Raw genomic sequence first — 14,105 nt, 5'->3', positions numbered from 1 at the left:
ATTTATACATAATAAACCCAAATATCATATGTTGATCAACAAGCAAAAAGCCGTTTATAAAATGGTTACTGTACTGTCGGTACTTTTTTCATCAACCTTTGCCCAACAGAAAAAATCTGTTGACTATGCAGATCCGATGGTGGGCACTTCCGAATCCCGCTGGATGTTAAATCCGGGAGCTACCATGCCTTTTGGTATGGTACAACTAAGCCCTGACAACCAGGGATCAGACTGGAAAGCCGGCTATGAATATACACTTTCAAGTATATCCGGATTTAGTCATATCCACGCCTGGACAATGGCCGGCCTGTCTGTGATGCCGACGACGGGTACACTTAATCCCCAGATATTTCCGCCTGACGCACCAAGCACCACCGGCGAAACTGCCGGACATAGGTCCCGGATAAATAAAAGCACAGAAAAAGCAAGCCCGGGATATTATACCGCCGATTTAATAAACTACAACATCAGGGCCGAAATAACCAGCACAACCCGCGGCGGGTTTTTCAAGTTCACTTTTCCCGAATCGCACGAAGGTCATGTTATGTTTAACCTGTTGTTTCCGGCCGAGTATCCGTTTGAGGTGTTGGATGCTAAAATAACCCGGGTAAGTGATACCGAAATAGAAGGCTATTCTAAACAGCAAAGCGGTAATTGGATGAAGCCAGGTGGTTTTAATGATTATATCGTACACTTTGTGGCCCGTTTTAATAAGCCCTTTAAAGGTTTTGGCGGATGGAAAGGAAAGAATATCAGTAAAGACATAACGCATATTGAAGGTAGTGGTGATATAGGAGCCTATGTGGATTTTGACACAAAGGAGGGCGAAGTTGTGCTATTGCAAACAGGGATATCCTATGTTAGTATTGAACAGGCGAGGTTAAACCTTAACCAGGAAATGAATCCATTTAAATGGAGTTTTGATGCCGCGAAAACAAACGCCCGAAATACCTGGAATAATTTATTAAGCAAAATAACCGTAGATGGCGGTACCGAAATAAATAAAAAGAAATTTTATACCAACTTATACCGTTCATACTGCGCCCGCAGTATTTTAAGCGACGTAAACGGAAAATATGTTGATGTATGCGAAAATGTAAGACAGCTGGACAATCCAGATTCGCCCGTTTTTGGTTGTGATGCTTTTTGGAATACCTTTTGGAACCTTAACCAGCTTTGGACACTGGTTAACCCAGACCTTGCCAATAAATGGGTGAAATCATTATTAGAAATGTATAAATACGGCGGCTGGCTGCCCAGGGGCCCGGCCGGATTTGAATATTCCGGGATCATGGAGGGTTCGCATGAGATTTCGCTTATCGTTAGTTCTTATCAAAAAGGCATCCGGAACTTCGATGTAAATATGGCCTATAAAGCCATGCTACACCAGCAAACCAACAACGGGATTAAGCATGAATGTAGCGGATTTGCAGGCAACGCTGATATATTAACCTATGCCAGCCTGGGATATATCCCCACGCCGGGCCGTGTTTCTAATACGTTAGAATATGCTTATGACGACTGGTGCGTTGCGCAAATGGCTAAAAGCCTGGGCAAGACTGCTGATTATGATCAGTTTATTAAACGGGCTGGCAATTTTAAAAACATGTTTGATCCGGAAACAAAATACATGCGCCCGAAGGATAAAAATGGTAATTGGGGCGCGAATTTTGACCCGATAAAAACAGGCGGCTACACTGAAGGAAATGCGTGGCAGTATACTTTTTTTGTTCCGCATGATGTAAGCAAGCTGGTTAATATGATGGGAACCGATGAATTTAATAAGCGTTTAACATTTGGTTTTGAGCAATCTTCAAAATTGAATTTTAATGCCATTGGCGATAAAATGGAAGAGGTGTATATCAATCATGGCAACCAGCCCAATATGGAAGCTGCTTACTTATTTAATTATTCCGGCAAACCGTGGCTCACGCAATACTGGGCCCGCGAAATCATGAATAAATATTATGGCTCAGACCCATACAATGGCTGGCCGGGCGATGAAGATGAGGGCCAGATGGGATCATGGTTTGTTATGAGCGCTATGGGATTGTTTGAAGTTGATGGCGGCGCGGCCGTAAAACCGGTATACAGTATAGGTAGCCCTTTATTTGAAAAGGTTACTATCCATCTTAATAATAATTACTATTCGGGCAAAACGTTTACCATCGAAGCTAAAAACGTTTCTAATATCAACAGGTATATCCAGTCGGCCACGCTGGATGGTAAACCTCTGACAAAGCCATGGTTTTATCATTCAGACCTGGTTGACGGTGGTAAACTTATACTGGTAATGGGATCAAAACCGAATAAGAATTGGGGTAACAAACCCGGCGACGCACCGCCGTCAATGTCTACTACCAGTAACTAAGTAACAGCAAAGCCCGGTATTAAAACACCGGGCTTTGCTGTTAGTGATTTTATCAGTATTATATTTTTGCAGCTTCCTTTCCGCTATATTTTAGTGTCACTTCCGGATTTTTCGCGTATGCGTCCCAAAGCTCATCAATGGTTTTACCCGATAAGGCGGCCCAGGTAGCTTCGGTATAAGTATGGTTCCTTAATTCTTTATCAATCCGGACGATCATGCCCGGCTTGACCTTTTGATCTATCCACTCAAAGAAACGGGCGGTTACCCTATAGCTGTCCTTGTAGCTTTGGGTAGACTTAAATGCCGGCAAATACCATTTTGAACCGATGTTATTTACACCATATTTATAACGGATAAAGTCGGCAATGCCTTCTGTCAGCCAAACCGGGCCTGAGCCATAACCATAGCCCTGTACAATATGCATGCCCTCATGGGTTACTATATCAATATCATAAGGGTGGGCATTCATATATTTAGTGCTGAATAAAATCCTGTTCCCGCTGGCTTCGGCTACGCCTTTGTAAGCGGTATCAGTTACAAAAACAACTTCATGGGTGGTTTGGCCATTAAACATACTCACCAGCTTGGGGAAAACAGTGAAGTAGGTATTGATCAGGTCCTGCTTGATAGCAGGGCTAAAATCCGAGTTCTTATTGATGAAAACTAACTGATAACCATCTTTCCTGATGGTATCTACCGAGTTCCAGTTTTTATGAAGCTGGTCCTGCAGGGTTTGCTGGAATTTTGCAAAATTCTTTTTCTTTTTTAACCATTTGCCATTCACACTAATTTCGCCTGCTTTAGCGGTCAGGTCCTGCTTCAGGGTGTCACTAATGGTCATGGTCACTTCGCGCGCAGTGCGGTAACCATCAGCAGCGGCAAAACCAGGATAAACGTTTTTAAAAGCCTCGGTAAGCTGGTTCTCTTTTACGGTATCAAGGTCAAACTTTTTTGAGTTGTCGGTAATGGTAACCGCGTAGGGCCTTGGGGCGTTACGCCTGCGTTGCGTGGGCTGGCTGTTTGGTGCCGCGGTGGGCGGAGGGGTGGTCTGCGCAAAAGCTGCGGCAGCAAGCATTAATAAAAATGCAAGATTTGAGATTTTCTTGAGCATATCAGTTAAAATTTGCCTTAAATATAGGGCATGAAAAAATATAATTATGTAAAAATGAAGCTACAGTAAGATTGGTGCCGGGTACAGAAATATAATAAGTTTAAGCGCTTTGTTTGGTGGTTTGACGGATATATGGCACAGCATTGCCGGTAATTTCTGTTTATTCGCTACTTTTGCGCTGAAATGAAAAAAATGCTGATCCTGTGTTTGGTAGTACTTACGGCATGCCATTCAAAACCTAAAACCCCGTTCCGGATATTAAAGTCTGAAAAAATTGCAAACGGGGCTAAATTAGGCGTGCTGGTTAACAGTCGCATAAACAAGCAACAACTGGTTGATATAGCCGCTTACATAAAAAGTGACAGCTCGCAATACAACAACCTGCAGCTTGATTTTATATTACCCGGTAACAGTTATGAAAACAAAGGTGGAGTTATTGTTTATGCTACCGCAACTTATCATGATAAGGCTGTAATTGCCCCCGCCGATACCGTTAAGGATAATGACAATAACCTGCTGAGTTTTGAATTTATGGGCTTCACGCCCGAGAAAGCAAAACAACTACTGACCTTAAATCCACAGGATATGGCGGACAAACAGCTTTTAGGGCGATTTATTGATGATGGCACCAAAACCATCAGCCTGATTTATGAGGATAAGCATACAGATGGCCAACTCTATATTTTAGAGCTGGACAGTATCGGTAAAGTTATTGCAGCCATACAGCCCATGGAAGTAACAGCCAGGGGTATAAAGAAAATGGTTGTTAGTCAGCAGGGCGACTACATGGTTTTAAAAGACAGCATCCTGACAATGTACAGCAGTGCAGATTACGACAAACCTTTCAGAAGCCTGAAACAGAATTTGTAAACCGCGTCAGGCCTGATACTGCTTACTATTTCAGAACCAACTGGGCGGTGTTACGGCTAACCTGTTCAAGCAAAACGGTTTTGCCTTCGGTAAAGTTTTTTACCACATTGGTTGCGTAATGTCTCAGCGTAATCAGCGTCAAATCACTGTTGTATTTTACCTTATAGCAGCTACTTAAATCAGCCAACAGCCTTTTAAAAAAATCGTCTTTGTAATCAAAACAAACACTGAAGCTTAACGCAGATGTTTGCATCACATTTATTTTTACGTGATTTTTGGCAAACTTGCTAAATATATCACTCAGGTGGTCTTCCGTAATAAACGAATAATCTTTGGTAGATATAGATAACAGTACCTGGTGTTGCTTAACAATAATAACAGGTTTCTCAAATACGTTTACCGCGCCTTCTTTAATGATAGTTCCTGCTTCTTCCGGATGATTAAATGGTTTTACCAACAACGGAATCCTGGCATTTTGCAGCGGTTTTATGGTTTTTGGATGGATAACCGTAGCGCCGTAATAGGTCATCTCAATAGCTTCGGTATAGTTTAGCTCGTCAAGCTTAACCGTATCATTAAATAACTTAGGGTCGGCGTTTAATATGCCGGGCACGTCTTTCCAGGTAGTGACAGATTCAGCGCCCAGGCAGGCTGCAAATATGGAAGCCGTATAATCAGAACCTTCGCGGCCCAAAGTGGTGGTAAAATTCTCGGAGGTGCCGCCCAAAAAACCCTGCGTAACCACCATGCCCTGCTCCAGTAGAGCGGGGATGGCTGATTGGATGCTGGCGCGTGTTTTCTCCCATTGTACCACACCGTCGCGATAAGTGTTGTCGGTATGGATATAGCCCCGTACATCAAGCCACTGGCTTTTTAAGCCTGCTTTATTTAAATAGGCATTCACGATGCGGGTTGATACTAATTCGCCCACAGATACAATCTGATCATAAATAAAGTCGTAATCGTCATGCGGTTCGTCCTCTATCATCCAGTCAATTTCAACAAAAGTATTGGCTACTTCGTCAAAAACAGGGTGGCCCGATTCAAATAGCTGGCTGATAATATCGTAATGATATTGTTTAATACCCTCATAAATATCATGCAGATCATTGGTCTGATCAACATAGGCTTTAGTTAATTGCTCCAGTGCATTAGTGGTTTTACCCATTGCCGAGACCACGATAAGTAACTGCTCATTTTGATATTTACCGACAACCGCTGCCAGGTTAATGATACCCTCTGCATCTTTTACAGATGCACCTCCGAATTTAAAAACAAGCATTATTTAAGATATTGAGTGATAACCGTATTAGGTTTTAGCAATGATTTGATTTTTGCGTAAGGGATAAACAGATCAGTTTGCCCGGCAGCATAGGGTTTAATTTCGTATTGATTATATAAAAAACGAATACCGATGGGCGTGATAGAAAAGTTGCGATTGAGCGCGAATTTGCCGTCTTTAAAAAAATAATCGTTTGCTAAGGAAGCGGTATCACTTAGCTTTTCCTGTGTCCTGAAAATGGTATCGGCGATAGCCGTTAATTTTTCTTTATAGTCAGGAGTTAAAACGTCATCCAGGTTAATGCTTTTACCGGCTTTGGTGTCCCAGTTGATAAAAGTGGTAATTGAACTACCATGTGCGCCGCCCTTAAAACTATAGCCGCTGATTTCTAAAGTGGTCAGGCTTGAATCCTGCCTTATTATTTTCGCATGGCTATCCAGGGTAAAAAATATCGCGGACCTTGAATCGTGCTTTTTAAAAGCATCATAGCCGGCTAAAAAATGCTGTGTATATTGTTGCAGGTCGGTATCGGGGTCGTCTGCGCCAAATAAATTTACCAGCTTATAACTAACGGTATCATTTAAAGCAGTCTGACCATTAAACAACGGATAGTTAATCTTCGCTACTGTGCAGCTGCTATCCGGCTTGTTCCCGCAATCGGTTGCGCGTTGTTTTATTGTTTTATAGGTATAAGTAAGCGTATCCGTGGTAATATCAGCCTTTGGCTTTTTGGCCACCCCCCAGTTGCAGGCGTTTAAAACCAGCGCCGCCACAAAAAACATTAAATATCTTACGTTCATAAATTAATAGTTTACTAACTGATCTTTTGATAATGATGCGTTTAACCAACCTGCCTCTACAGAGGCCTGGTATTTAGCATAGAAATTTAATGCCGGTTCGTTCCAGTCCAGTACCTGCCATACCATACCTGAAAACCCCATTTCCCTGGCCTCGGCAATTAACTGATCAAATAATAACTTGCCAATGCCACGGCCGCGCATGGGCTCAGTCACTATAAAATCTTCCAGGTACATGCGGCAGCCCTTCCAGGTTGAAAAACGAACATAATATAATGCAAACCCTACAATCAGGCCACCAACTTCGGCCACATAGGCTTTCCATACCGGTTTCTCGCCAAAACCGGCGGCTTCAAACTCCTCCAGGGTTACAGTTACTTCCTGGGGCGCTTTTTCGTACAGGGCCAGTTCGTTCACTAATTCCAAAAGGCGAATGCAATCTTCTTTTACGGCTACTCTTAAATGGATGGTCATAGTTGTTATTTACACCCTAATCTCTTTAAGAAGAGGAGGGTTTACATCTTTTTATTCTCTTTAATCAGAACCCCTTCCTTTGAGGGCGGCGCCGGGCGTTAATTATTTTTCCAATGTTTGATAACCCGGCCGCCAAAAATGGTACTGCCTACACGTATCATATTGCTGCCTTGCTCAATGGCCAGTTCATAATCTGATGACATCCCCATTGATATCACATCAAAGCTAGCTTCTTTCCTGAAAAAGCTTTGCTTCACGCCATCAAAAAATACCTTCAGTTCCTGAAACTCGTCTTTAAGCTGTTTTTCTTTATCAGTATTGGTAGCAATTCCCATGAGCCCCCGTATGCGGATGTTTTTTAACGCGGCAAACTCGTCAGACCGCAACAGCTCAATAGCCTCATCAAAACCTAAACCAAATTTGGTTTCTTCATCTGCAATATAGATCTGCAGCAGGCAATCAATTACCCGGTTATTCTTTGCAGCCTGTTTGTTAATTTCCTGCAACAGTTTCAGGCTATCAACAGATTGTATCATGCTGATAAAAGGGGCCAGGTATTTTACCTTATTGCTTTGCAGATGGCCAATTTGGTGCCACTCTATATCTTTTGGTAGTTGTTCATACTTTTCCACCATTTCCTGAACGGTGTTTTCGCCAAATAAACGTTGCCCTGCGTCGTAGGCTTCCTGTATATCGGCAACTGTTTTTGTTTTTGATACCGCTACTAAAGTCACCTTTTTAGCTATAGTTTCGCTTTTTAAGCTTTTGATGTTATCTGCAATGCTCATTTATCCGTAATTTTGCGCTATTAAACCGCTAAATTACAGAATGCGTAAACATATTATCTTGTTTTTTTCAGCTTTGCTTTTTTTGTATGCCTGTAAAGAGGGCAATGCCACTAAAGATATTATTAAACGCGATGTAATGGTACGGTTGCTGGCCGATGTCCATCTGGTAGATGGCAGCCTGGCTACGCAGCCCAACGGCGATAGTTTATACCGTTTTGGCACCGGACGGTATTTATACCTGTTTAAACAATATCATACTGATTCGGCGCAATTTAAAAACAGTATGAAGTTTTACGCTGCTCAGCCCGAAATAATGGTGAAGATGTATGAGGATATTGAAAAAATACTGCAGGCCAAGCTTGATTCGATGAATAAAATTGTTGCCGATGAAAATGAAATCACCCGAAAACGGACGGCGGCGCTTCAGCGAAAAGCTGATAAGATGAAGAAAGACTCTATCGCCTTAAAAATGAAGAACGATAGGGATAAAATTAAAAAAGACTCGGTTAACAAGGCAAGCGGCATAAAACCGGCCGGGAAGCATAAAAAACCGAAGAAAAAACTTAAAAATCTACATTTACAATAAATGCTTTACCCTGAGAATAGTATTGATAAGCTGGGATTTACCGAGGTAAAGGAATTAATAAAAGCACATTGCCTTAGCGTCATGGGTCAGCAAATGGTTGACAAGATACAGGTGATGAGCAATTACGAGCAGATAAGCAAGTTTTTAAGCCAGGCTCACGAATTTAAAAACATACTGCAAAATGATGCCGCACTGCCAATTCAGCATTTTTATGATATTAAAGGTCTGGCTAACAAAGTAAGGCTTGAAGGCGCTTTTTTAACGGAGGAAGAATTTTTCCAGGTGCTGGCATCGTTAACCACTGTATTTGCTGTTATAGCCTATTTTAATGAACGCGAGGGCCAATACCCAAACCTGGAGGCATTGTTTGAACACTTGCCGATAGAAAAGGCCATCATCAAAAAAATAGAACAGGTAATTGATCCCAAAGGAAAGATAAAGCCAAATGCATCCCGCGAACTGGCTGATATATCGGCAGGAATAGCCAAAGCCGAACAGGAAGCAAGAAGGAAGATAGACCAGGTTTTTAAAAGCGCGTCGGGCAATGGCTGGACGGCTGACGGCTCATTAACCATTCGGGATGGACGCTTATGTATACCGCTACTGGCCGAAAATAAACGCAAGCTGAAAGGTTTTATCCATGATGAATCAGCTTCCGGCCAAACTGTATACGTGGAGCCGGAGGAAGTTTTTACGTTAAACAACCGTATCCGTGACCTTGAGTTTGAACGCAGACGCGAGATAATAAAAATATTGACCGGTTTAACCGACGAGTTAAGACCTTACGTGCCGCTTTTGCTTTCTTACCACAGTTTGCTTACCAAACTGGATTTTGTGCGTGCCAAGGCTCTGTTTGCTATTGATATAGAAGGCGAATTGCCACAGGTGATTAATGAGGCACGCCTTAAGCTGGTAAATGCGCGACATCCGCTGTTGTTTTTAAACTTCAAGAAAGAGCATAAAACGGTAGTGCCATTAAACCTGCAGATTGATGAGCACACCAGGGTGGTTGTGGTATCGGGCCCTAACGCAGGCGGCAAATCTGTTTGTATGAAAACCGTTGGCTTATTACAGCTCATGGTGCAGGCGGGTTTATTGATCCCCGCGGATGAAGCCAGCGTAGTAGGTGTCTTCAAGCAATTTTTTGTTGATATCGGCGATGACCAGTCGATAGAAAGTGACCTGAGCACCTACAGCGCACATTTATCCAAAATGAAAAACTTTGTGGAAAATGCCAATGGCAAGTCGCTGATCCTGATTGATGAGTTTGGCACCGGGACCGATCCGCAGTTTGGCGGCCCTATAGCCGAAGCGGTGCTGGAATCACTGAACCATAAAAAAGTAAAAGGTATGGTAACTACCCACTACTCAAACCTGAAAATTTTTGCCGGTAATACCGAAGGAATTGAAAATGCATCAATGCTGTTTAATAACGTAGAGATGAAGCCCCTTTATATGCTGGAGGTGGGCAAACCGGGAAGTTCATATGCTTTTGAAATAGCTCAAAAAATAGGTTTGCCGCAGCAAGTGCTTAACCTTGCTAAAAACAAGATCAGTGCCGGGCAAAAAAACGTGGATACGTTATTGGTAGGGTTGGAGCGCGAGAAGAAAGAAATATTGGACACCCGTGTAAAACTGGATAAGCAGCAAAGACAGGTTGATGCCTTACTGGCCGAAAATGAAAAACTGAAAGCCTATCTTGAAGAAAATAAAAAAGTACTGATCCGTGAAGCTAAGGAGGAAGCTAAGAACATCATCCTGAACGCTAATAAGCTGGTGGAAAATACCATTGCCGAAATAAAAAGCAATAATGCTGATAAGGAAAAGACAAAAGATCTGCGCGAAAACCTTAACCGCGAACTGCAGAAAAATACTGCGAAGCCCGCGCCGGCAAAATCTGCCGCTACCGATGAGGAACTTAAAGTAGGGGATTGGGTGAGACTGGCCGACTCAGAAACTACCGGGCAGATCATTGAGCTGATCAAAGACAATGTTGTCATCGCTATAGGTGATCTGCGTACCGTTGCCAAACGGAAACGGGTGCAAAAGGTGGCTAAATCGGTTGTGCCCAAAGAGGTGAGGCGAAGCATGAATAGCCACACCGGCGATATTGCCAGCTTTAGTCCCGAGATTGATGTACGTGGTATGCGTACCGAAGACGCATTATCGGCTATTGAAAGGCTGTTTGACCGTGCCCTGATGATGGGTTTCGGGAATCTTAAAATACTGCATGGCAAAGGCGACGGTATCCTGCGCAAAATGATACGCCAATATTTAAAGAAATATGACCAGGTTGACCGCATGGAAGATGAACATGCCGACCGCGGCGGGGACGGCATTACTTACGTCTATTTCAAATAATCTTTGTTGTTAGGCTGGTAAACCTGACTGCGGCAAATGTACCTCCGCAATCATGCAACGCGCGCTGCCGCCGCCATTGGTTTCAATCGTACCTATATCTGCGTAAACCAATTTGCCAAAGGCAGACAGGACCGCCTTTTGTTGATAGGTAAGCGATTGATAAGCGCTTAAAGACATAACTATCAAAGTATCGCCCCGGGTATTTTTTACCTCCAGCATATTGCCGGCAAAATGGCTCATCTGATCAAAAGATATGCTGATGATCTCTTTACCGGTACTTTTTAAGCTTTTTATAACCAATTCTTTTTCAGCGGAATTTTGAATGCTATCCAGGCAAATTACAGCAAAGTTGCTACCCATTGCCATCATCACATTGGTATGGTAAATGGCCAGACCGTTTTCATCAACCGCGTGGAAGGTAAGCATAGTATATCCGCTTTGTCCACAAAAAGCGGCCAACACCTTTTCATTTGTGCGAGGCGATAAACAGGCGTAAGCGATCTTACTTTCGCGGTCGAGCACCATACTACCGGTACCCTCCAAAAATCTGTTTTCCTGTTCAAAATGGCTTAGGTCTGTTACATGCCTAAGCCTGAAATTATCTTCCAGCTGTGTAATAATATCTTCGCGACGTTCCAGCCGGCGGTTTTCTGCCTGCATGGGATATAAAAATACATCACCATTATCATGAAATGATACCCAGTTATTAGGGAAGATAGCGTCAGGCGTATGGGGTTGTGCGGTATCGTCAATAACAATAACATTTACTTTATTATCCTTCAAAATATTAACCAGCCCGTCAAACTCGGCTGCAGCTTTCGTTTGTACTTGTTGCTGGTCGGTATCGCGGATTTGGAAGGCGTTACTGCCGGCTGTTTGCTCATTAAATCCAAAGGCCACCGGGCGTATCATTAACAGATTTGAAGTTGCTTGCATGGTACAAGATTATGTAAGCAATATAACAATGGTTTATAGTAATTGTTAACTAATCTGTTTTATAATCCAATATATCGCCGGGTTTACAGTTTAGTTCGCCGCAAAGGGCATTAAGCGTGTCAAACCGTACGCCCTTGACCTTGCCGGTTTTTAACAACGAGAGATTGGTCATACTGATATCCAGCCGCTCAGCCAGGTCCTTTAATGAGATTTTATTTTTAGCCATCTCAACATCTAAATTTACTATAATCGCCATTATACAAACTCCTCGTTTTCTTTTTGCAGGTTAAAACCGTAATTAAATACATCGGCCATTACATAAATTACAGCGCCTAATATAAGCCCTGTTAAACTTTCTGTCCAAACCATGTTAAACAGGTCAAACCCTTTTACCTGGCTATGTAAAATGAAGGCGGTATCTATCCCCAGCAATATATGCAGGGGGGTAAGTAACGCAAAACATAATGCAATAAGCTTTAACCTGCTTATGTTGTCATATTTAAAAGGAGTACTATCATCAAGGCTGGCAAAAAATTTACGCAATTGATAGATAATTATTGTCACCAGGGTTTCAAGTGCTATCAAAAAGAAATAAGCGCTTATGATATTACCGAACGTGTTTTTAAGTTTCATTTTTAATATACCCTGATCATTTGTTACGATAATGTCCTTTGCATCGGGTGTTAACGGGGGCAATTTTATAATCCCGAGGTGCGAGTTGTATTTTACAGGATTGCTGAATTCTGTAAAATCGGATGTACAAAATTTTAAGGTAAGTACCGAAAATGCTATTATTATCAACACAATATTTACGTACCATATAAGGGCAAGCACAACCTTAATTGTTTTGAGTAGCCAGTGTGAATTTGTTTTCATATTCATATCGTTTAGTGATACAAACATAAAAACTAATATTTATAAAACAAAAATTATTTTATGTAAAACATAAAATAATCATCGTAATTTAAATTATAGAGTCTCTTTGTAAAGGCATGCTCATGCAATGAAACCCGCCCCTTGCCCTTGAAAGCTCAGCCGAAGGCATTAAAATCAGCGTGTTTCTCATCGTCTGCGGATCAAGTTCATCATTCTCAAATTTCCTAAGCAGGTCTTTCACTTTTATAACCTGGAAACCATTCTGTTTAAATGCTTCGATGGTTTTGTCGTTGCGGTCATAACCCAGCACAACGCCTTCTTTAATGGCTAACAGGTTGCAAGAGTCTGTCCATTGCTCGCGGGCGTCGTAAGGGAAGGTATCATTGCCTGAATAGATGAATTTAGTTTCTTCCTGGCTTTGCAAATCATTCTGGCTGATGTCGGTCAGCAAATCTTCCAAACAATTAAATGTGCGTGGTTTTTTCCTGCCTTTTTCAAACTGGATAATATCTGTCCTGTCCTTTTCCTTTGTTTTCTTTTCTGCCAGCCACGCAATAGGTTCGCTATCCTCTGCCGGGCTTTGCGTAACAGCAAGCGAGTGGAGCACCACCCATACATTACGTTTTACCTGCGTAAATACGGTGTCAATATGCATATAATCACGCCGGTGGGGGATCTTTACAACAGTTATTTTTTTGACGATATCCGCTGCAAACAACAGTTTAATGGCCTCATTAGCTCCGCTGGCAGACGTGCGCTCACTACAGCCGATAATTAAATGCTCCGGGCTTATCATCATTACATCACCACCTTCCAAAGTGGTTTTTTCGTCCTGATCTTCGCCGGGGCGTAAAAAATGTTGTACTGTTTCCGGTATTTCCAGTATGTTATCGCGGTAGTCGGCAAAAAGCGGATGATTAAAAAATATGTAACGGGCCAGCAATGTCTCGCGTGACCTTGCTTTCTTTGCCGGTTTGTTTAACAGCATATAATTATTAATAGCGATGCCAATGTCCCTAGAAAATATTAAATTGGGGATAGGGGCAAAGATCATCTCATTACTGTCTAATGATCCCGATATAAATATCCTGGCCAGTTCAACCGGCGCAGTATTGGTTAGTTTTTGCTGTAAGCGATAATTGCAGCTTTCAATAGCACAAACTGATGCTGTAAGTTTATTACGGATATCATCGTTTTCCAAAATATCCGCCAGCAAGGTTTGGATCTCAATTACTTTGTCCGACGCATAAAAATCCTTGTTATCCGGTTTAAAGAAGCTGCGGTTGTTTTCCCGGGCGTCTATCTCTTTAAGCTTTCCTTTTATTTTATCCGGATCTAAAAAATAGAGCAGGAGCTTGATGTAATAGTCGTATTCGTTTTTGCGCATGCTGTCCAGGTGTACAATATCCTCAAACAGCCAATCCTGCGCTTTTGAAGGGACAACACGGCCCAAGCCGTTATCAGGGCTATGAATTAACAGGGCGCGCAGGTCGCCGATCTCTGAACTTACATTTAATTTAAAATTTTTATCAGGTAGTATCATAGGTGTTTTTAGCTACAACAAAGCTATAGAGAATAATTGATATCAGCCCCACCCAGCTCTTCCCGGAAGGGAGGGCTTTTAAATATCTGTTAAAAGTATCCCCAACCCGG

At 42.3% G+C, this 14,105-nt stretch carries 13 protein-coding genes; 4 read left to right on the top strand and 9 right to left on the bottom strand.

The window, feature by feature from the left end; genetic code table 11:
• Window positions 1–28 precede the first annotated feature (28 nt).
• The gene (locus LJ658_RS15020; RefSeq protein ID WP_230547344.1) at window positions 29–2,371 is read left to right on the top strand and encodes a GH92 family glycosyl hydrolase; all 2,343 of its coding nucleotides are present in this window, start codon (window positions 29–31) and stop codon (window positions 2,369–2,371) included.
• Between the two features lie 58 nt (window positions 2,372–2,429).
• Here LJ658_RS15020 and LJ658_RS15015 read toward each other — a convergent pair whose 3' ends face one another.
• Entirely contained in the window at window positions 2,430–3,482 is a 1,053-nt protein-coding gene (locus LJ658_RS15015) for a basic secretory family protein (protein ID WP_230547343.1), read from the bottom strand.
• 183 nt (window positions 3,483–3,665) lie between these two features.
• Here LJ658_RS15015 and LJ658_RS15010 point away from each other — a divergent pair, with 183 nt between their 5' ends.
• Window positions 3,666–4,352 (top strand): hypothetical protein, encoded by a 687-nt coding sequence (locus LJ658_RS15010; protein WP_230547342.1) that lies wholly within the window; start codon window positions 3,666–3,668, stop codon window positions 4,350–4,352.
• A 25-nt stretch (window positions 4,353–4,377) separates the two neighbouring features.
• Here the strand turns inward: LJ658_RS15010 and LJ658_RS15005 are convergent, their stop codons facing one another.
• The 4 genes from LJ658_RS15005 to LJ658_RS14990 form a co-directional block, all read right to left on the bottom strand.
• Complete coding sequence (locus tag LJ658_RS15005) at window positions 4,378–5,634, bottom strand: aspartate kinase (protein ID WP_230547341.1); 1,257 nt, start codon at window positions 5,632–5,634, stop codon at window positions 4,378–4,380.
• Entirely contained in the window at window positions 5,634–6,434 is an 801-nt protein-coding gene (locus tag LJ658_RS15000; protein WP_230547340.1) for an RsiV family protein, read from the bottom strand. Before LJ658_RS15000 ends, LJ658_RS15005 begins: the two co-directional genes overlap by 1 nt.
• A 3-nt stretch (window positions 6,435–6,437) precedes the next feature.
• Window positions 6,438–6,905 carry a GNAT family N-acetyltransferase gene (locus LJ658_RS14995; protein ID WP_230547339.1) on the bottom strand — a complete coding sequence of 156 codons (468 nt, stop codon included), beginning with the start codon at window positions 6,903–6,905 and terminating at the stop codon, window positions 6,438–6,440.
• 98 nt (window positions 6,906–7,003) lie between these two features.
• Window positions 7,004–7,693, bottom strand: coding sequence for a YggS family pyridoxal phosphate-dependent enzyme (locus LJ658_RS14990; protein ID WP_230547338.1), 690 nt, complete (start codon window positions 7,691–7,693; stop codon window positions 7,004–7,006).
• A gap of 40 nt (window positions 7,694–7,733) precedes the next feature.
• Between LJ658_RS14990 and LJ658_RS14985 the strand changes: the two genes are divergently transcribed.
• Window positions 7,734–8,279: a DUF4296 domain-containing protein gene (locus LJ658_RS14985; RefSeq protein WP_230547337.1), complete on the top strand. Its 546-nt coding sequence runs from the start codon at window positions 7,734–7,736 to the stop codon at window positions 8,277–8,279.
• Window positions 8,280–10,640, top strand: a complete 2,361-nt coding sequence (locus LJ658_RS14980; RefSeq protein ID WP_230547336.1) for an endonuclease MutS2 — start codon at window positions 8,280–8,282, stop codon at window positions 10,638–10,640.
• 9 nt (window positions 10,641–10,649) lie between these two features.
• Here the strand turns inward: LJ658_RS14980 and ctlX are convergent, their stop codons facing one another.
• The 4 genes from ctlX to LJ658_RS14960 all read right to left on the bottom strand — a co-directional run bounded on the left by ctlX (window position 10,650) and on the right by LJ658_RS14960 (window position 13,995).
• Complete coding sequence (ctlX, locus tag LJ658_RS14975) at window positions 10,650–11,576, bottom strand: citrulline utilization hydrolase CtlX (RefSeq protein ID WP_230547335.1); 927 nt, start codon at window positions 11,574–11,576, stop codon at window positions 10,650–10,652.
• A gap of 49 nt (window positions 11,577–11,625) precedes the next feature.
• Window positions 11,626–11,832, bottom strand: a complete 207-nt coding sequence (locus LJ658_RS14970; RefSeq protein WP_230547334.1) for a helix-turn-helix transcriptional regulator — start codon at window positions 11,830–11,832, stop codon at window positions 11,626–11,628.
• Entirely contained in the window at window positions 11,832–12,452 is a 621-nt protein-coding gene (locus LJ658_RS14965; RefSeq protein WP_230547333.1) for a DUF2975 domain-containing protein, read from the bottom strand. Before LJ658_RS14965 ends, LJ658_RS14970 begins: the two co-directional genes overlap by 1 nt.
• 88 nt (window positions 12,453–12,540) lie before the next feature.
• Complete coding sequence (locus LJ658_RS14960) at window positions 12,541–13,995, bottom strand: arginine deiminase family protein (protein WP_230547332.1); 1,455 nt, start codon at window positions 13,993–13,995, stop codon at window positions 12,541–12,543.
• Window positions 13,996–14,105 lie beyond the last annotated feature (110 nt).

It is taken from the genome of Mucilaginibacter sp. UR6-11 (genome assembly GCF_020880695.1).
Classification (GTDB): domain Bacteria; phylum Bacteroidota; class Bacteroidia; order Sphingobacteriales; family Sphingobacteriaceae; genus Mucilaginibacter.
This window is presented reverse-complemented; position numbering and strand designations above follow the sequence as displayed.